Below are 18,989 nucleotides of genomic sequence, written 5' to 3' on the forward strand. Positions count from 1 at the left end.
GCCCTTAAAAATAAGCAAGCATGAGATACTTGGCCGTGTATTGAAATTTAACGAAGTAAAGTTAGTTACAGGCCTGCAACACTTCTGCCACCAAAGGATCACCTGGCTCCACTTCGTTTGCTCGGGTGAGGTAGATCTTTGCCTGTGACAATTCCTTTTGTGCATGATGGACAATTCCAAGCAGCTTGAGGGCTTTAAAATGCTTGGGGTTATAGTGCAGGATGCGGTGCAGCCACCCCGTCCCTTCCTCTGTTTTACCAGTACAAACCAGGGCAAATCCCAGATGAGCATATACAATCAGATCGTTTTCAATTCGCGGCAGATCCACCTTGATCTTCATGCACTCATCCACGCAGTCTTGCCAACGTCCCAATTGCGCAAACATCTGAGCTCGATTGTATCTGGGCAAAAATATATCCGGGGCGCAATCTACGGCATGATTGTAGCTTTCCAGAGCATTCTCCATCATCCCCGCTCGCGCTTGCACTGTCCCAAGATTCATCCAAGCCACGAATTTTCCAGAGCTTTGAACAGTAGCATCTGACCAAAGACTTATCTCATCGGACCACACCCTATTTCTCAGACATGTCGCTATTGTCAGCGATGCAGCGGCAACACTTATTATGCCGCACTTCATTGTTCCCAGAACAAACGGAGCTACCTGTAACTTCCCCACCAGCCAATCCACCAAGGCGCAGGCAAAAATGAAGAATCCCACGGATGGCAGATAGGTCCGGTGCTCGGCCATCATGTCGGGCAGCGGCACCAGACTGGAACTGACCGCAATGGTCCCAAAAAACCACACAACGCTCACCAGCATCAGTCGCCCATGCCCTGCCCCGCTCTGGGATCGACGCACCAGCCAGGCTATCCCTGGCAAGCATGCCAACGCTGCCGCACAGCCGAGCACGCTCGCATTCCAAAGCGTGTCGTACACAGGAGGGTCTGGCAGCACATTCTGTCCGCTAGGCCATAGCAGCAGACGCACATACTCCGCCACCACGGTGATCTGCGTGATGAAGTAGGTCGCCACAGACCAGGGCACGTTCTTGAAGTTGACGATATTCTGCGCGGTGGAGAGGCTCCAGTCTCCATCATTGACCACGGCGGAGGTCAGCCACACGAGACCTGGCACCAGTGGCAGGCAAAGCAGCAGCGGAAGCCCGCTCCAGAGTGCTTTCCGAAAGCCAGCCCCCATCACGAGCCAATGCAGCATCACTGCCAGTAATGGGGCCGTCACTGCATCCTCCTTTGTCTGCATGCCCAATAGAGCACACAGCACGGCGGCGGCACGCCACCATGACCGCCTACTCCCGCGCTCGGCATCCAGGGAGCGCAGATGCAGGACGACACATGCCAACACAAAAAATGTGCCCATCGAGGTGAAGCGCTGAATGACATACGTCACGGACTCCGTCGCCAATGGGTGCACCATGAAAAGCAATGCGGCTCCGACTGCGATAAACCGTGCTGAATGAGCCCGCAGCAGGCCTTTTTCCACCAGACTACGACCAGCTAACATCACCAACATGTAGAGCAGCCATCCATTGGCTGCATGGAGTGCCATATTGCCCACTCGGAACCACCGCGGCTGAAATCCATCCAGCATGTGATTGAGGTGCAGGGATAGATAGGCCACGGGCCGCATGATGATGTTCAGTGCCAGGTCGGGATCTTCCCAGTTCTTGCCTGGCCAGGTGGCAAAGGCCGTAAAGTCCGTCAAATACGGTAGCGATCGTGCCTGCATGAAGAGTTTATTCTCTGTCATGTAAATGACATCATCAAAGACCAGTGGAAAATCCGCCGTCCAGCTATACAGGCCTGCGCAGATCACGATCATCACTGTCGCGATGAGTAAATGCATGCGCCGTGACGTGCGCAAAACCTGAGCTGGTTCCTCACTCTTGCTAGCGACCACTGCTGATGGTGCTGAGTGTGATAAGGCCGCTTTCTTTGTGTGTTTGCGCTTTGCCATGAGGTGCCCAGAGTGCCAGAGCGGGTCGTCATTCTGCAAAACACATGTCTAGTGGCCCACAGGACCACGCTTGTCCCTGAGAGGAAGGCCACACTCGGTCGCCCAAACCTGCACCATGGGATCAGGATGGACGCCACACAGAGGTCAGGCGTGTTTTTGCGCCAAAACCATCAAGGAGGAACCAAAAGGCACCTGGAGCATACGACAGAGCGAGGCATCCGCATGTCCGCCTATCGTGAGCAGTGCATTGAGCCATCGCGGTGGCATGCGTAGGTCGCTCTGCTCTGCTTCCTGGAAGCATCGCCTCCTCAGCAGGAGTGGAAGAAAGAGCCATGCATTCCAATAATGCGCATGGAGGACTTTGAAACCCGCCTCCTCCAGCACGCGGCACAGATCAGCCGCGCGATACCTCGAGCACCATGCACGGCCTCATCATGTGCCCCGTAGAGACACTGAAAGGCCGCCGTATTGACCACCAGGAGGCCGCTACGACGTAGCACCCGTCTTAGCTCTGCCAGTGCACGGCTCACTACGACCTCACGATGATAAAGCACATCGAGCAGCAGCGCGGCATCGAATTCCGCCTCTGGGAAGGGTAAATCACACACATCCGCCTGGATGACGAGCTGATCTAGTCCTCGATCATGGCAATGCCGCACGGCAAGCGAGGAGCGATCACAGCCACGCACTCGATACGTGCCTTGCACGCGTGCAAGCAGCCCACCCGTGCCGCATCCTGCGTCCAGCAGCTCGGCACCTCGCCGCAGATTCGTCTCTAAAATGCGCATCACTTGGCCATGCAGCACGCGATACCACCAGTGCCTATCCTCCATTGCACGGAGCACGCCATATTGCTGTGCTTTCATGAGGGAAAGGACTCCACGGCCCCGCACACCGCGTCCACCGCCTGATCGTTCATGTATGGGTGCAGCGGCAAAGACAGCACTTGGCGCACCGCATGCTCTGCCACAGGAAAACTGCCCTCAGAATCGCTGAAGGCGGGCTGCTGGTGCAGCGCCGCAGGATAATGCACCGCCACAGGCACACCATGATGCCGCAGATGACGCCCCAGCTCATCACGCCGCTCTGAGCGCACGACGAACTGGTGAAACGCATGACTACAGCCCTGGCGAACCCCCAGTGGCTGCACTCCGCGTAATTTCTGTGCATACCGCTGCGCCAGCTCACGCCTCCGCTCCACCTGTGCAGTGAGCACAGGGAGTTTTGCACGCAGAATCGCTGCCTGCATCTCATCCAGCCGCGTATTGATACCTGGCAGCTCACTCACATGCCGCTGCTGCCAGCCATATTGCCGCATCTGTCTGATGCGTCCGGCCAATGCCGCATCCGCCACACTCACAGCGCCCGCATCCCCCAGCGCCCCCAGGCTCTTTGTCGGGTAAAAGCTCCACGCACAGGCCTGCCCCAGCGTCCCCACGGGACGACCATGATACAACGCCCCGTGTGCCTGCGCGGCATCCTCTAAAAGCAGGGCACCATGAGCAGCACACACGGCAGATAGAGCATCCCACTCCACCGGGTGCCCATAGAGATGCACGGCCAGCACCGCGCTCACCTTTTGGTGTTTCATGACTTCCTTCAGCGCAGTCGGACAAAGGGTGAGCGTCTCCGCCTCCACATCGACCAGCACGATGTGTGCCCCGGAACGCAAAACAGCGGCGGCCACGGCAGAGGGGGCCATCGTAGGCACCGCCACCGCATGTCCTGCACCGATGCCCATGGCTCGCAGGATCAGCTCGATAGCATCCGTCCCACTGCCCGTGCCGATGACATGGTCAGCACCGCAAAAAGCCGCAAACTCCGACTCAAAAGCCTCCGTCTCTGCATCCAAGATAAAACGCCCGCTCTCCAGCACACGTCGCAGGGCCAGCTCGATCCCGGCGTGGTGAAACTGCTGGTCAGCAAGTGGGTATTCCGGGAACAAATGCGAAGGCGGAGGCAGTAGCATAGTCCCACTGTTCTAGCGGTTTCCTACCCGCCCCCGCAACTAACGTCCCTTGTAGCGCCTACCTCGACCCCAGGCACTCCTTGCCTTTCGTTTACGGCTTCGGCCACGCTGGATATGGCTTTGATTGCCCCGGCTTGAGACCACCGACATGCTGGATCGTTTCGTCGTAGTCCTTGTGGTCAGTGTTCATGAAGAAGGCAGCATCCCCAGCCATTCCATGACCGTCTTCCGCACGAAGCATCACTGTTATCATCCGATCTGCATCCATACTGGCGCTGCCGATGACTTCAGAAGCTTCGCTTTCAGGTCGGGTATCAGTGCTTACGCATGCTGACAGCCAAATGACCGATGCGAGAATGAAGAAGAACCGTGATTGATTCATGCACACGAATCTACAGCCCTACGGTGGCGAAAGTCAAAGCAACCACACTCCGAGCCAAATTAGGCCCACGCAGACCAGAATACCTGTGCAAATGCACACGCCTTCTTCGTGATCGTGGACGCGGTGCCCCAGCGAGAGGGCATAGAGTGTCCATTTACCGATGTAGCCGAGAAACCACTCGCCACACCACTCCAGGACAAACTCCGCTGCAAAGGCAAAAAAGCGTAAAAGACCAACTAGGCAGCCTGCTGCGGCTTCTTCAGGCATGTGCGGTTCCTTTCATGAGATTCGGGATCATGAGTGCTAAGTCTGGCCTGTCTAAAAGGCATAAGCAGGTGGAAGTTCAGGGTGGTTTTGCACCCGGAAACTTGGGCGTTTTGGGTGCTTAAGGTCCTCACGTTCGGGTAGCTACGCACTGGTGGTCGCCTGGGCACATGACGCCCCCCGCCTTGACACAGCGGCTATCCTCATGCCCTAATCCCGCCCCTCCGTCCCGCCTCACTCTCTATAAGTACGACAGTTCTCATGCCCAAAGCCCTCATTATTGCCGAGAAGCCCAGCGTCGCAGCCGATCTCGCCCGTGCCCTGGCGAAAGCCCCCGGCATGACCTCCTTCTCCAAGGAAAAGGACTGGTATGAAAACGAAACGCACGTCATCTCCTCCGCCGTGGGCCACCTGCTGGAGCTGGGCATGCCCATGGTGAATGGCAAAAAAGTCGGTTGGGGCTTCACCAGCCTGCCGATCATCCCAGAGGTCTTTGAACTCAATCCCATCGAACAAAGCGAAGACCGCTACAAGGTGCTCGCCCGCCTGCTGAAGCGCAAAGACGTGGATGCCGTCATCAATGCTTGCGATGCTGGCCGCGAAGGTGAGCTGATCTTCCGCTATATCATGGACGCCACCGGCTGCAAAAAGCCCGTGAAGCGCCTCTGGATGCAATCCATGACCCAGGGAGCCATCCTGGATGCATACAAAAAACTGCGTAGCGACGGAGAAATGCAGCCCCTCGCTGACGCGGCCAAATGCCGCAGTGAGAGTGACTGGCTCATCGGCATCAACAGCACCCGCGCCCTCACTGCGCTCAATTCACGCCACGGCGGCTTCCGCCTCACTCCCGTTGGCCGTGTGCAGACTCCCACGCTGTCCATTTTGGCCAAAAGGGAGCGGGAAATCGCCGCTTTCGTCCCCCGCACCTACTGGGAAGCCATTGCGTATTTTGAGGTGCCCGCCGGACAATACCTGGGCCGCTGGATCGACGAATCCTTCAAAAAAGACGAAAACGACGAGCACAAGAAGCAGGAGCGCCTGTGGGACGAAAAAACCGCCCAGGCCATCGCTGATCGCTGCATCGGCAAACCGGGCAAAATCGAGCAAACGACCAAACCAGCCCGTCAGGCCGCCCCGCTGCTCTACGACCTCACCAGCCTGCAACGCGAGGCCAGCAACCGCTTCGGCTTCTCTGCCCGCCGCACGCTACAAATCGCCCAGGCACTGTATGAGAAGTTCAAGGTGCTCACCTACCCTCGTACCGATTCCCGCCACCTGCCGGAAGATTATATCGGCACTGTCATCGACACGATGAAGACCTTTGCCAGTCACGACGGCGGTAAGCAAGACGCACTGCCGCATGAACTGGGCAACCACGCTGCCACTGTAATCGAATACCAATGGGTGCGGCCGAACAAGCGCATCTTCGACAACAGCAAAGTCAGTGACCACTTTGCCATCATCCCCACCGGCCTCATCCCGCCGAAGGAGCTGCCAGAAGCCGAGCAAAAGCTCTTCGACATGGTCTCGCGCCGCTTCGTGGCCGTGTTCTTCCCCGCCGCCGAGTTTGAAGTGACCACCCGCATCACACGCGTCGGCAATGATGCCTTCAAAAGTGACGGCAAAGTGCTCCGCTCCCCTGGCTGGCTCGCCGTCTATGGCAAAAAAGCCGCCGAAGAGGCCGCCGAAGAAGGCGAAAACTCCGCCAAGCTGCTCGTCGCTGCCAATGATGGCGACAAAGCCGACACACTCGATGTCGAGGTGAAGGAATCCCAGACCAAGCCGCCGCCCCGCTTCACAGAAGCCACATTACTAGGCACCATGGAAACGGCTGGCAAGCTCGTCGATGACGAAGAACTCGCCGAAGCCATGAGCGATCGCGGTCTGGGCACTCCAGCCACCCGCGCCGCCATCATCGAAGGCCTGATCATGGACCGCTACATCGAGCGTGTGCAGCGTGACATGCACGTCACGCAAAAGGGCCTCGCTTTGACCGAACAGATCGGTGAAATCGGCCTCGACGTGCTCAGCAGCCCCGAACTCACCGGCCAGTGGGAGTATAAACTCCGCCAAATGGAGCACCGCGACCTCGACCGCGGCACCTTCATGAAGGAAATCCGCCTTTTGACGAATCAAATCGTCGAAAAGACCAAAGCCGCCTCCAAAGCCGCCAAGGACAAGGTTTTCCCCGACTTCCCACCTGTCACCTGCGGCGTCTGCGGCAGCACCGAAGGCTACAAGCAAACGGAAGAGTTCTACGGCTGCAAAAACCCCAAATGCAAAGTCCGCGTCTATAAAGCCGTGGCCTCACGCCAGCTCAGTGATGAGGAAATCCGCACGCTGATCGAAAAACGCTTCGTCGGGCCGCTGGAAGGCTTCCGCAGCAAAAAGGGCAAGGAATTCAACGCCGCGCTCTCCATCAAAGACGACATGAAAGTCGCCTTCGTCTTCGAAGGCAATGATCCTGATGCCTTCAACTGGGACGAGTGCCCCATCATCACCAAATGCCCTATCTGCGCCCTCAAAAAACGCGACAGCAACATCCACGACACGCCTGATGGCTACCTATGTAAATACGGCGCACTAGAGGCCGGCAAGTGCAATGGTCGCCTGCCGAAGAAGCTCTGCCAAAAGGACATCACGCCTGAAAACGCCCGTGAGTTCTTCGAGAACGGCAAGACCTCGCTCATCGTCAATATGATCAGCAAGCGCAACCGGCCCTTCAGCGCCTTCCTGGTCTGCTCTCCCGGTGAAAAGCGACTCATGAGCTGGGAATTCCCGCCCCGCGAGCCGAAGCCCAAAGCCGCGAAGAAACCTACCGCAGCCGCCTTCAAAAAGCGCAACCTCGCGGAAACAGTCGAAGCAGAGTAGCACGTCACCACGGGTCCACATAGCTGTGGATGCGCCATTCTCGCGTCGATGACTCCCGCCATCCACATCTACAACAATCAAAACCAGCACTCCGTGCCATTGAAGTGGCTGCGGGGAATTGCCGCCAAGGCCGTGCCGCTCTGCCTTGCGGCAAAGAAGGCAGCTCCAGACTGTGTTTTGCCCGATTTGGCAGAAGTGGAGGTCAGCTACATCACCGATGAAGACATCACTCGTGTCCACGCCGAGTTCCTCGATGATGCGACTCCGACAGACGTCATCACCTTTCACCATGGCGAGATACTCATCAGTGCTGATACCGCCGTGAGGCAGGCGGCGGAACATGGCACCACCCCAGAGCATGAAATGGCGCTCTACCTAGTGCATGGCCTGCTGCATCTGGCAGGCTGGCATGATCTGGATGACGCAGAGGCTGCGGACATGGCCACCACGCAGGAGCGCATCCTCGCAGCGTGTGAACAGCCGTGATCAGTCGATGTAGAGCAGCGCATTCGAGCTCGCGAGTGCGTGGCAAAAGGCCGTCAGGCCCAGCAGCTCAGGCGTAGCAGGTGTCTTTGATGGAGCACCCAGGACGACATCCAGCGGGCTGGGATGCGCCTTGTAATACGTGGTCTGTGCCTGGATGAATTCCACACTCTGCATCACATCGCTTTCACTGGCCGGACGGCTGTGAACGAGCTGCCAGGCCAGACGGACCTGCGCAGCGAGGTCACCACCCGCTTCCTTCTGCACACGCTGGGCGAAATCCTGCGCATGCACACGGACGGTGGCACTATTCATGAGCAGCAGGCTCTGCGGACTCACGGTGGTGACATTGCGCACATCACAGCAGGGCTCCATCACAGGTGCATCAAAGGTGGCAAACATCTCCAGCTGCCGAGAGCGGCGAGCCTGCACATAGATGCTACGCCGATGCTCCTCTCCATTCAGTGAAATGACTTTGCCACTGGGCCTGCCCGCTGTGTCGGTGGTGTCGATACCGATGACCACCTGCCCTTCCTCATTGAACATCACCGGCACGGGAGCCCCACCGAGGCGCGGATTGAGCTGGCCGCTGATGGCTAGGAGCGTATCACGCAGCGTCTCGGCCTCCAGCCGGCGGACATTCATGCGGCTGAGGAAAAGATTATCTGGATCGATCCGGTCACGCTCGCCATCCCGCTGCGAGCTCTGCCGCCAGGTGCGACTGGTCATGATGAGCCGGTGGAGCTTCTTCAGACTCCAGCCTGTGCGCATAAACTCATCCGCCAACCAGTCGAGTAGCTCTGGATGCGTAGGAGCCGTGCCCAGCTTGCCTAAATCACCCGCCGTAGCCACCAGTCCACGGCCAAAGTGGTGCATCCACACTCGATTGACCATCACACGGGCCAGCAGCGGGTGCCGGCCATCCGTCAATGCCTGCGCAAAGGCCAGCCTGCGGCCTGTGGTGGGCAGTTTGGGGTCTTTTTCCGGCAGCTCGATCTTCCGGTGAGCTGCGAGCACGGTGAGATCACCAGGGCTCACTTTGGCCTTCGGCTGATCATGCATGCCACGGTGGAAAATGTAAGTCGCGGGCACCAGTTCCGGCTTTTTCGGCAATTCGGTAAAGGCATGCACGAATTCCTCCAGGGGCTTGGTCGCACGGACGGCGGTGGCCTCTGCGGTCATCTTTTTGAGCGTATCGGCATGCTTGGTTTTGTAGGTGGTGTCGTAGAGGTAGAGTGAACCCGCGCTGAGCTGATTGATGCGGGGCCAGGCTTTCAGTAGAGAGGCCTGGGCAGGGCTGCGCTTTTTCACCTCGGCCCGGTAAGCGCTGCGCAGTGCGGCGCGGTCTTTCTCGGGCGCTTTGAGCAGCTCTTTCTCCAGTACCTCGGTGATGAATTCCTCCTGCTTGATGAGGCGAGCTGCGTCGATTTTTTTGGCCTCGGCCTCGATGCGTGCAGCCTGTGCTGCCTGGCTATCGGTGAGCAGTGAGACGAGCCGCCCCGGTGTCGTGCGCCACGCCTTGGTATCGAATCCAGGCTCAAAGACAGCTCGCAGGCGGTAGTAATCTGCATGCGTCACTGGATCGTAGCGATGATCATGACACTGCGCACAGCCGATGGTCATGCCGTAGAGTGAAGAGCCCACCATCTTGATCGTATCGGCGATGTTGGCATTCTGCGTCTCTGCATCATTTTTCTCACCAGTGCCATTCGGAGCCATGCGGAGAAAACCGGTGGCGGTGAGCTTGTCGATCGCGTCTGGCGAGAGGTTTTTGTATGGCTGTGGCACCATTTCATCCCCTGCGGCTGCTCACGCACGAATTGATCAAACGGCTTGTCCGCATTGAGCGAGCGGATGACGTAGTCGCGGTATTTCCAGGCCCATTTGCGCTCCAGGTCCTTTTCACCGTAGCCTTCGCTATCGGAGTAGCCCGCTGCATCCAGCCAGTGGCGGCCCCAGCGCTCTCCATAGTGCGGAGATGAGAGCAGCTTATGCACATAAAGTGTGAGGTCAGCAGATGCATCACCTAACTCTGGCGGCAGCCCGCAGAGATCAAAGCTGGCTCGTCGAATGAGTGTGAGCGGATCTGCCTCACGGCTAAAGCTGAGTCCCTTTTCCGCATGCTTCGCGGAGATGAAGGCATCGATCGGATGCGGCTCCGCATTTTGCGGCACTTTCGGCCGCTGGATAGGCTGCAGCGACCACCAGGCACGCTCTTCATCGGTAAAGGTGTACTCGGGCCCCAGCGTCTCCGGCTCTGGACGGGCGGTTTTCGCCCCCTGCGTGATCCAGGCCTCCAGGACGGCGATTTGAGTGTCTTTGAGCTTGGATTTGCCTTTGGGCATCTCACCGGATTTGACCAGCTCGATCAGGTGACTGGCCTCCGCGCGGCCAGGGACGATCACGGGGCCGTTTTTGCCACCTTTGAGCAAAAAACGCGTCAATCGCACATCCAGCCCGCCCTTGGTCTCGCCGTCCTCGCCATGGCAGTGAAAGCAGTGCTCCTTCAGCACGGGCCTCACGTCTTTTTCAAACGTCAGATCCGCCGCTGACAATGAAGCAGCGGTGAGGGCGAGCACGGAAAGCGGGCGAAGCATGGCAAGGACTCCATACGGCTGCTATCCAGCCTGTTTTACCGGCTTTCAGCTCCGCCAGGCCCGCCAACATGTGACAAAGCCGCGTGCAAAGTCCTGCGGGCGAGCAGCCACCCATGCGTCGATGTCCTCGGGCGTGAACCATTCCCCCGTGGCAATCTCCTCCGGCAGACAGCGGATGGCGCCATCATGATGCGCCAGACGGAGCTGCACGAATTCATTGTCCGTGCCAGCGCTGGCTGGGATCTCAGCCGCCAGCTCCGTGGACTCCACTCGAATACCGATCTCCTCCTCCAGCTCACGCACAGCGGCGCTTTCATAGCCCTCACCCGCATCGAGATGGCCAGCGGCACTGCTGTCCCACTTCAGCGGAGAGACGTCTTTGAGGTGTGAGCGGAGCTGGAGATACACTCTGCCACGTGGATTGATGACAAAGATGTGTACCGCACGGTGGAGCAGGCGCTGCGCATGCACTTCACTACGCGTCATCTGGCGGATGACCTCGTTACGCTCATTGACGACATCGAAGACCTCACTGGCCTTTTGCCCAGCATCAGCGCTGAGGCGATTTTCATACCAGCGGGTGATCTGCACCCACTTTTCCAGCGACAGCTCCTCCGCACGGACGGTGGGGCTCACACCGAGATGCTCGACGAATGCCGCCCAGCCCTGCGGTGGCTCGGTGAGCAGGTTTTTGAGTTGTTTCCGTCGCTGGGAGAATCCCATGCGCACCAGTCGATCAAATAAGCTGTGATCAAACACCGGCAGCGTCGAAGGATGGCGCGGTGTGAGGCGGATGATGGCCGAGTCCACCTTCGGACGCGGATTAAAGACCTCTGGCGGCACGATCCGCAGCAGCTCGACCTGCCAGTCCTTTTGCACCAGCAGCGACAGTGCGCCGAAGCTATCATCTCCACACTGCGCAGCGATGCGCTGGCAGACCTCCTTTTGCAGCATGAAGACCCCCATGCTCACAGGCGTGGGCGGTGTGAGCCAATGCCGCAAAATTTCACCACCGACGCTGTAAGGCAGATTCCCGATCAAACGCACAGGCCCGAGCCGAAACCACGGCCGCAGGTCGATGCGGGTAGCGTCCTGAGCGATGACCTCCGTGTCACTGCGGTCGGCGAAACGGGCCTGGAGCTCAGGAGCGAGCTGGTAGTCCTTTTCGATGAGAATGAGCTTTTTCGGCCTGCCGATGAGGTGCTCCGTGAGTGCCCCCATCCCTGGCCCCACCTCCACGACGAGATCCGCCGCATCAGGCTCGATCTGATCCGCGATCCAGCGTGAGAGATTTGGGTCGATGAGGAAATTCTGCCCCATGCTCTTGCGCGGCGTGATCTCTGTGCCGGAATGACTGCGGAGGGAGCGGCGATGGGAGGGTGGTCGCATGATGGAGTAGAAAAAGGAGAATCGAAAACCTGTCTGCGCCCCAGTCCCCATCTGACCGCAGGTTTCAAGCGATGGAATGCACGCCCGTCGATCTCAGTCATGAGCTGCCAGAGCCCAAAAAAAACGCCAGCCATGCTTTCGCGGGGCTGGCGTTTGATTTTTAGGCGGGATGACTCCCGACTGAGAGTGGCGGATTACTCGACCACTTTCACGCTTTTGATCGTGATGGGCTCCGTCGGCACATCGCCATGCGGACCTGCACGGCCAGTGGGCACCGCAGCGATCGCGTCCACAACTTCGATGCCCTTGGTCACCTTGCCAAACACCGCGTAGCCCCAGCCATCGAAGCTCGGGTAATCCAGATTGCTGTTGTCCTTATGATTGATGAAGAACTGGCTGGAAGCGCTGTGTGGATCATTGGTGCGAGCCATGGCGATGGTCCCACGGGCGTTTTTGAGGCCGTTTTTGGCTTCATTTTCGACACGATCAGGAGCGGGCTTCTGATTCATATCGGCGGTGAAACCACCACCCTGAATCATGAAATTCGGGATCACGCGATGGAAGATGGTGCCATCGTAATGGCCCTTCTTCACATAGCTGACGAAGTTAGCGACAGTTTTCGGTGCTTTGGCGGCATCGAGTTCGAGTTCGATGGAGCCTTTGCTGGTCTCCATCACGATTTTCACGGGTTTGGCATCACTCACGGGCTGGTTCTCCTGGGCTTGGGTTGGACCGGCAAGACCGGCAAAGAGGAATGCGATGGCGGCGAGCGTCGGTGCGGTGGTTTTCATTTGGGGTGGGATTATCCGGGTTGAAGGCGCGGAATAGGGCGCGGCAGTGTTTTTTTGCAACGAGCAATTCAGAGCCGCCTCTCTTCGATGACCGGCTCTGTCTGCTCGCGCAACAAACGGACGAGCTCAGGGTCCATGTATTCAAAATCGTCGGGGATACCCAATACCACGATCTCGCGCTCCTGGAGCCATTCCCCTCGTTATTCCCTCTGCCGCCCACCTCCGTGAGGGCAGCCAGTGGAAAACCTTCATACTGACCGCCGACAAAGCCCATTGCCCGCCTCCGTCAAAGACGGCAGTGCCGTCGTCCCGGCGTGAAGCACCGGCCCCCTGCGTGGCCCCATCGCCACCAGCACCGCCAATACCTCAGCAAAATGACACCGTCCGCGTATTCATCGACGACGCCCTGCCCGGCTTCCGAGAACTCACCGCCACCGACATCGCACCAGTCAACAGCGCCGCCGACACCTGGAGCTGGCAAGACGGCACCCTCCACTGCACCGGCATGCTCGGCCTGCCCCAGGGCATCGAGGTCCAGGTCCTCGACTACGGCTAAACTGATAAAGTCAAAACCGCTGGCGGCAAAACCGACTGGTTCGGCACCAAAGGAGACCTCTTCCCAGTCGACGTAAAGCTCACTCTCTGTCTCCTCCGACTCGTTCTCGATCCTTCCGCGTTCTTTTCACCAAAGAGGGCCAGTTGAACTCAGAGCTTCCTCTTCTTGCTCTCGCTCTTCATCTACAGTCTCTCTGCCCCCCTATCCAGAGATGCCCTTGAGAATGAGTGATCAGCCGTTCGCTTTTTCGAGTCATTTCCCATTCCCGAATGCTGCTGGAAGAAAAGTGTCCAAAAACACCGGTCTCCAAACCTTCCCACTACATGCCCACCACCCCTAACTCTGAACGCATCCAGCGTGCCCTCGACGGTTTGCTCTCGCCGGAGGAGATGCGGGTGTTTCAGGTCGATGTGACAAAGGATGCCGTGCTGAGGGAGGCATACGTCGAGCAGCTTTGGCTCCATGCGCAGCTCAAGGCCAAAAGAGACGACTTGAAGGCCCTTTTGGAGGAAAAAATCATCTCGCAGGTCCAGGTGCCGCGTTGGCGCTTTTTGGCTCCTGCGCTCGCGGCGGCGGCTTGTGTTGTTTTGGGCCTCGGAGCGTGGTTTGGGCTGCAAAAGGGGAATAACGTCGCGGTGATCGCCCAGGCGGAAAATTGCAAATGGGCCGGTTCGGAGCTGCCCACGGTCGAAAATGCTCCACTCGGCGCAGGACGGCTCTCGCTCGTCGAAGGCATCGCCACGCTGCGCTTTCGCAGTGGTGCCAGCGTCACCATGGAGGCACCGACGACGCTGGAAATCCTCGACGCCATGCACTGCCGCCTCATCGAGGGCACCGTGACCGCAGACGTGCCTGTGCCTGCACACGGCTTCACCATTGACACGCCGGACATCCAGGTCGTCGATCTGGGCACGAAGTTCGGCGTCACCGCTGCATCCACCGGCAACTCCCAGGTCCGTGTCTTTGAAGGCGAGGTCAAAATCGGCGGCCTCGAAGACCTCGACCGTGGTGAATTCAAGCACCTCACCACCGGCAAAGGCCTCAACGTCGGTGGCAACCTCCCGCAGCCCGGCCAGGAAACGGCGCGGGACATGCTGACTCGTGAAGACGGTGGCTGGACCGCCATCACGACGCAGTTTGGTCGTGGCAAAGACGCCTACGTCCGCCGCATGGACGACAAACTCACGCACGGCAGCGATCCCCTGCTCATCGTGAAGCACACCGACCTCGAACTCGGCCGCAAAAACGAGCGCCGTGCGATTTTGACCTTCGACCTCTCCCAAATCGACCTCGCCAACGTCAAAGAAGCCCAGCTCATGCTCGACCCCGAGCCCAGCGGCTTCGGCTTCTCCTCATTGGTGCCCGACTCACGCTTCGCCGTGCTCGGCCTACACGAAGGCGATACCGATGCGTGGAGCGAGGCCGACCTCCTCTGGCAAAACCTCCCCGGCACCGACGACGCAGGTCCCCTGCCCCAGCGCACACGCCGCCTCGCCGAGTTTTGGCTGCCTCGCGGCGGCTCCGGCGACGTGATCACCATCCGAGCCGACGCCCTCGCTGAATTTATCCGCAGTGCCCGCGACGGCCTCATCACCCTGCTCCTCCTCCGCGAAACCGGCGAGTCCGACACCAGCGGCCTCGCCCACGGCTTCGCCGCCAAAGAACACCCCACTGCGCGGGCACCGACATTGAGGCTGAGGATGCGTTGAGGCAACTTACAGGCAAAACACTTCATCATGGCAAGACTAAAGACGAATCATCAAGCCTGCCGTCATTGATGGCACTGAGTAATCCCTCGAAATCAAGAGGCCCATGACCTGACGCATGCCAAAGGATTGGGGAGTTCGGATCAAGGCGTGAAGCAAGCACGACATGGTAGCTGTGAGTGTAGCCACCTCGTTCGTAATGAAAGAGAACGTGTTGTTCATCCTGCCGTGCCCATATCAGCCGCGACATGGGTTTCGGTGGATTATCAATACAGCAGCCAACCTGCCAGTTTTGCCCAGGCGCCGCGAGCTTACCCTTCCAGTCCGAACACAGCCGAAGCACATGTGGAGGCAGTGCCTCCACCTTACGGACCAAAGGAAAGTTCTGCGAACGTTTGATGATGTTCCGACTCTCTTCAGTCAGGTGGCGGACGCCTGTTATCGAAATGGAGTTATCGGAGCTTCCGCCTGGGTATGCGCATCCCAAAGCGCTAAATATGAGAGCAAAGGAAGTCGAACGGAAGACAAAAACAAATTTCATAACTTCTGTGCGCCGAGCTTCAATATGGAAAGTATGCCCGCTATTTCAGCGAGGCCTTCGGCTACCTGCTTTTCCGCAGGAGTCAGTTTTCTTTTACGACTTTGTTCATCCAGCAGGAATTGAAGCCTGTTATCCAGCGCCTTGGGGAATCGCAGTTTCGCCATGTTGGCAGGCATCGGTACTGTCAGGTTCACTTTGGCACTCATCTGGGGCGCAAGAGTAGCCAATGGACCACTCACCGTCAATAACGCGAAAAACCCTGTCCAAAAAGCCCGCAGAACAAACCTACCTTTCACGCACGTTATTCCCTGACCGACCATGCTCCGCCAAACTGCTCTTTTTCTCCTGCTCGCCTCCGCTTTGAATGCGGCGGACGACGCTAGCCGCGCTGCGATGACCTTTTTGAAAACGAGGTGCGTCCACTGCTGGTGAAAAGTTGCTACGAGTGCCACAGCGACAAAAAACAAAAGGGCGACCTGCGAGTGGATCACATCAGCCACCTCAAAAAAGGCGGCACCACAGGCCCGGCGGTGATCGCGGGGAATTTGAGCAAGTCCTTGCTCATCGAAGCCGTGCGTTATCAGAATGAAGACATTGCTATGCCGCCGAAAAAGCAGCTCTCGGCCAAGGAGATCACGGTGCTAGAGGATTGGGTGAAAATGGGTGCGCCGTGGCCTGCGGGCGAAGGCCAGCGCGATTCCACGGACGAGTTCGGCTTCACCGAAAAAGATCGTAAGTTCTGGAGCTTTCAGCCACTGACGAATCCCAAGCCGCCTCAGGTGAACTCCAAATGGGTGCGCGGCGACATCGACCGATTTGTGGCTAAAAAACACGCCGAACTCGGTCTCACGCCCGCGCCCGAGGCAGATCGGCGTGAGTTGATCCGCCGTGTGTATTTCACTCTGCATGGCCTGCCGCCTACGAAGGAGCAGATCGACGCCTTTGTGCAAAGCAAGGACCCGCAGGCCTATGAAAAGCTCATCGACGAGCTGCTCGCCTCACCGCGCTACGGCGAGCGCTGGGCGCAACACTGGCTGGACCTCACCCGCTGGGCGGAGAGTGATGGCTACAATCAGGATGCTCTGCGTCCCGCAGCCTGGCCCTACCGCGACTACGTCATCAAGAGCTTCAACACCGACAAGCCCTACGACCAGTTCGTGAGTGAGCAGCTCGCGGGCGACGAGATCGCTCCGGAGAACCCTGACGTGCTTGTCGCAGCCTCCTACCTGCGCAATCCGATTTACGAATACAATCAGCGTGATGCACGCGGCCAATACGAAGTCATTCTCACCGACATGACCGACAACGCTGGCGAAGTCTTCATGGGACTGAGCATGGGCTGCGCCAAGTGCCACGATCACAAATTCGACCCTATCTTGCAAAAGGACTACTACCGACTCCGCGCCTTCTTCACACCGGTACGCTGGCAGGAGGGGAAGAAGCTCGCCACCGCTGCCGAAAAGGCCGCTTGGGCTGCCCAAAATGCAAAATGGGAGGATGCGACGAAGGACATCCGCGCTCAAATCGATGCCATCATCGAGCCACGCATCCAGGGCGCGATCAAAAATGCCTATACCAGATTTCAGGCCGACATCCGCGCCATGGTCGATAAAAAACCGGAGGAACGCACGCCGGAGGACTGGCAAGCGAGCTACTTCTGCGAACGACAGATGGCCTTTGAGCGTGAGCGCTTCGACGCCGCCAAAACACTCGCCAAAAAGCCGGAAGAAAAAGCCCGCTACGACGCCCTCCTCGTCGAACTCGCCAAATTCGACGCCTTGAAGCCCAAACCGCTACTGGATGCCTTCATCGCCACCGACGCCACCAACAAAGGCCCGCGCAACACCATCAAAACCCGCAGCGGAGAGAGCGAGGACATCCCGCCAGGCTTCCTCACGCTGCTGGAGCCCACGCCACCCAAGATCGCGCCGCGTGAAAAGACCACCGGTCGCCGCAGCGCCCTCGCTGAATGGCTCACACGGCCCACGAACCAACTCAGCACCCGCGTCATCACCAACCGCGCTTGGCATTACCTCTTTGGCAAAGGCATCGTCGAAACACCAAACGACTTCGGTGAACTCGGTGAAGACCCATCGCACCCCGAATTGCTCGATTACCTCACGCAACGCTTCCTCGCTGGTGGTTGGAAACTGAAGTCCCTGCAACGAGACATCCTCCTCTCCGCCACCTTTCGCCAAACCGCGCTGCGTGAGCCGACCACTGCACTCAAGAAGGCCGACCCCGCCAACAAATACCTCTGGCGTTACTCCCCGCGCCGTCTGGAGGCCGAACAGGCCCGCGACGCCATGCTCGTCGCCAGCGCCGAGCTGAACCTCAAAGAAGGCGGCCCCAGCGAAGACGGCAACGGTACCCGCCGCAGCATTTTCACGACGAAAAAGCGCAACAGCCAAAACGAGATGCTGCGCAGCCTGGATGCGCCTGCGGGCTTTTCCAGCACTAGCGAGCGTCAGAGCACCACCACGGCCACTCAGGCCCTTTTGCTGCTGAACGGCGACTGGACACTCGCCCGCGCCCGCAAACTCGCTGAGCGAGTTTATTCGCCCGAAGAGGCCTGGTTGGCCGTTTTGGGCCGTGCGCCGTCGAAACAGGAAATCAGCCGCGCGGAGGCTTTCATCGCCAAACGCATCGCGGACAAAGAAACACCTGTCAAAGCCGCTGCGGCGACCGATTTGGCCACCGCCGCCCAGTTCAAAGAAAACACCGCCCAGGAGCGCCTCATCGCACCGCTGGCGGACAAAACCGGGGACGAATTCACCGTCGAGGCTGTGGTGAAGCTCAATAGCATCGATGCAGGGGCCGCCGTGCGCACCATCGCGTCGCATTGGACCAATGGGAAAGACAACGTCGAAGGCTTTGGCTGGAGCGTCGGCGTCACGGGCGAAAAATCCCGCTTCAAACCGCGCAACCTCATCATCCAACTCGTCGGTGAAGATGAAAATGCCAACATCGCCTACGAACCCATCGCCAGCGATCTGCGCATGGAGCTGGGAGTCACCTACCACCTCGCGGTGCGTGTCTCATGCGCAAAAAAGCAGATCGAGTTCCGCCTGCGCCAGATCGACAAACCAAACGCACCCGTTTTGGCCTCTACCGTGCCCCACCGCATCGTCAGCGGCCTAGATCGCGGCGCAGCGGATCTCGTCATCGGCGGTGTGAACAAGCGCACAGTCGTCCATCAATGGGATGGCACGATCGAGTCAGCCCGCATCGTCAAAGGATTGCTACCAGATGCCTCTTTGACCGAAAACAGCACAAAATGGCAATCTCCAGCCATCGTGAGCTGGATCGCCAAGAACGGCCACGGAGCATCCTTGCAGCCACTCGGCCTCGAAGGCCCAGCGGAGGCCATTGATCCGAAAAAGCTGGCCCTCGCCGATCTGTGTCATGTGCTGCTGAACTCGAACGAGTTCTTCTACCTGCATTGAGCTGGCTCTTTTGATG

Annotated in this window: 12 protein-coding genes and 2 pseudogenes; 5 read left to right on the plus strand and 9 right to left on the minus strand. The window is 58.6% G+C overall.

The window, feature by feature from the left end; translation table 11 throughout:
* Positions 1-61 precede the first annotated feature (61 nt).
* From IPK32_01970 to IPK32_01990, 5 genes are all read right to left on the minus strand, one after another.
* The gene (locus IPK32_01970; GenBank protein MBK8090784.1) at positions 62-1,864 is read right to left on the minus strand and encodes a hypothetical protein; all 1,803 of its coding nucleotides are present in this window, start codon (positions 1,862-1,864) and stop codon (positions 62-64) included.
* Between the two features lie 419 nt (positions 1,865-2,283).
* Positions 2,284-2,841 (minus strand): class I SAM-dependent methyltransferase, encoded by a 558-nt coding sequence (locus tag IPK32_01975; GenBank protein ID MBK8090785.1) that lies wholly within the window; start codon positions 2,839-2,841, stop codon positions 2,284-2,286.
* Positions 2,838-3,944, minus strand: coding sequence for a DegT/DnrJ/EryC1/StrS family aminotransferase (locus IPK32_01980; GenBank protein MBK8090786.1), 1,107 nt, complete (start codon positions 3,942-3,944; stop codon positions 2,838-2,840). Before IPK32_01980 ends, IPK32_01975 begins: the two co-directional genes overlap by 4 nt.
* A 91-nt stretch (positions 3,945-4,035) precedes the next feature.
* Positions 4,036-4,326, minus strand: coding sequence for a hypothetical protein (locus IPK32_01985; protein ID MBK8090787.1), 291 nt, complete (start codon positions 4,324-4,326; stop codon positions 4,036-4,038).
* 33 nt (positions 4,327-4,359) lie between these two features.
* Positions 4,360-4,593, minus strand: a complete 234-nt coding sequence (locus IPK32_01990) for a hypothetical protein (protein MBK8090788.1) — start codon at positions 4,591-4,593, stop codon at positions 4,360-4,362.
* A gap of 258 nt (positions 4,594-4,851) precedes the next feature.
* Between IPK32_01990 and IPK32_01995 the strand changes: the two genes are divergently transcribed.
* Together IPK32_01995 and ybeY are read left to right on the plus strand one after the other, a co-directional pair.
* On the plus strand, positions 4,852-7,464 hold the full coding sequence (locus tag IPK32_01995; protein ID MBK8090789.1) for a DNA topoisomerase III: 2,613 nt from the start codon (positions 4,852-4,854) through the stop codon (positions 7,462-7,464).
* A gap of 48 nt (positions 7,465-7,512) precedes the next feature.
* The gene (ybeY, locus tag IPK32_02000) at positions 7,513-7,950 is read left to right on the plus strand and encodes an rRNA maturation RNase YbeY (GenBank protein MBK8090790.1); all 438 of its coding nucleotides are present in this window, start codon (positions 7,513-7,515) and stop codon (positions 7,948-7,950) included.
* Here the strand turns inward: ybeY and IPK32_02005 are convergent.
* The 3 genes and pseudogenes from IPK32_02005 to IPK32_02015 form a co-directional block, all read right to left on the minus strand.
* Positions 7,951-10,544, minus strand: a pseudogene (locus IPK32_02005) (PSD1 domain-containing protein). It lies immediately after the preceding gene.
* 45 nt (positions 10,545-10,589) lie between these two features.
* A complete protein-coding gene (gene rsmA, locus IPK32_02010; protein ID MBK8090791.1) occupies positions 10,590-11,933 on the minus strand; it encodes a ribosomal RNA small subunit methyltransferase A in 1,344 nt (447 codons plus the stop codon).
* A 194-nt stretch (positions 11,934-12,127) separates the two neighbouring features.
* A complete protein-coding gene (locus tag IPK32_02015) occupies positions 12,128-12,724 on the minus strand; it encodes a peptidyl-prolyl cis-trans isomerase (protein ID MBK8090792.1) in 597 nt (198 codons plus the stop codon).
* Positions 12,725-13,058: 334 nt separating this feature from the next.
* Here IPK32_02015 and IPK32_02020 point away from each other — a divergent pair, with 334 nt between their 5' ends.
* The gene (locus IPK32_02020) at positions 13,059-13,280 is read left to right on the plus strand and encodes a hypothetical protein (protein MBK8090793.1); all 222 of its coding nucleotides are present in this window, start codon (positions 13,059-13,061) and stop codon (positions 13,278-13,280) included.
* A gap of 323 nt (positions 13,281-13,603) precedes the next feature.
* Positions 13,604-14,989 (plus strand): FecR domain-containing protein, encoded by a 1,386-nt coding sequence (locus IPK32_02025; GenBank protein MBK8090794.1) that lies wholly within the window; start codon positions 13,604-13,606, stop codon positions 14,987-14,989.
* Between the two features lie 534 nt (positions 14,990-15,523).
* On the opposite strand, the gene IPK32_02030 is transcribed toward IPK32_02025, so the two are convergent.
* The gene (locus IPK32_02030) at positions 15,524-15,703 is read right to left on the minus strand and encodes a hypothetical protein (GenBank protein MBK8090795.1); all 180 of its coding nucleotides are present in this window, start codon (positions 15,701-15,703) and stop codon (positions 15,524-15,526) included.
* 142 nt (positions 15,704-15,845) lie between these two features.
* On the opposite strand from IPK32_02030, the pseudogene IPK32_02035 reads away from it, so the two are divergent.
* Positions 15,846-18,973: pseudogene (locus IPK32_02035) on the plus strand (PSD1 domain-containing protein).
* The last annotated feature ends 16 nt before the right edge of the window (positions 18,974-18,989 follow it).

This window comes from Verrucomicrobiaceae bacterium, assembly GCA_016713035.1.
Classification (GTDB): Bacteria; Verrucomicrobiota; Verrucomicrobiia; order Verrucomicrobiales; family Verrucomicrobiaceae; genus Prosthecobacter.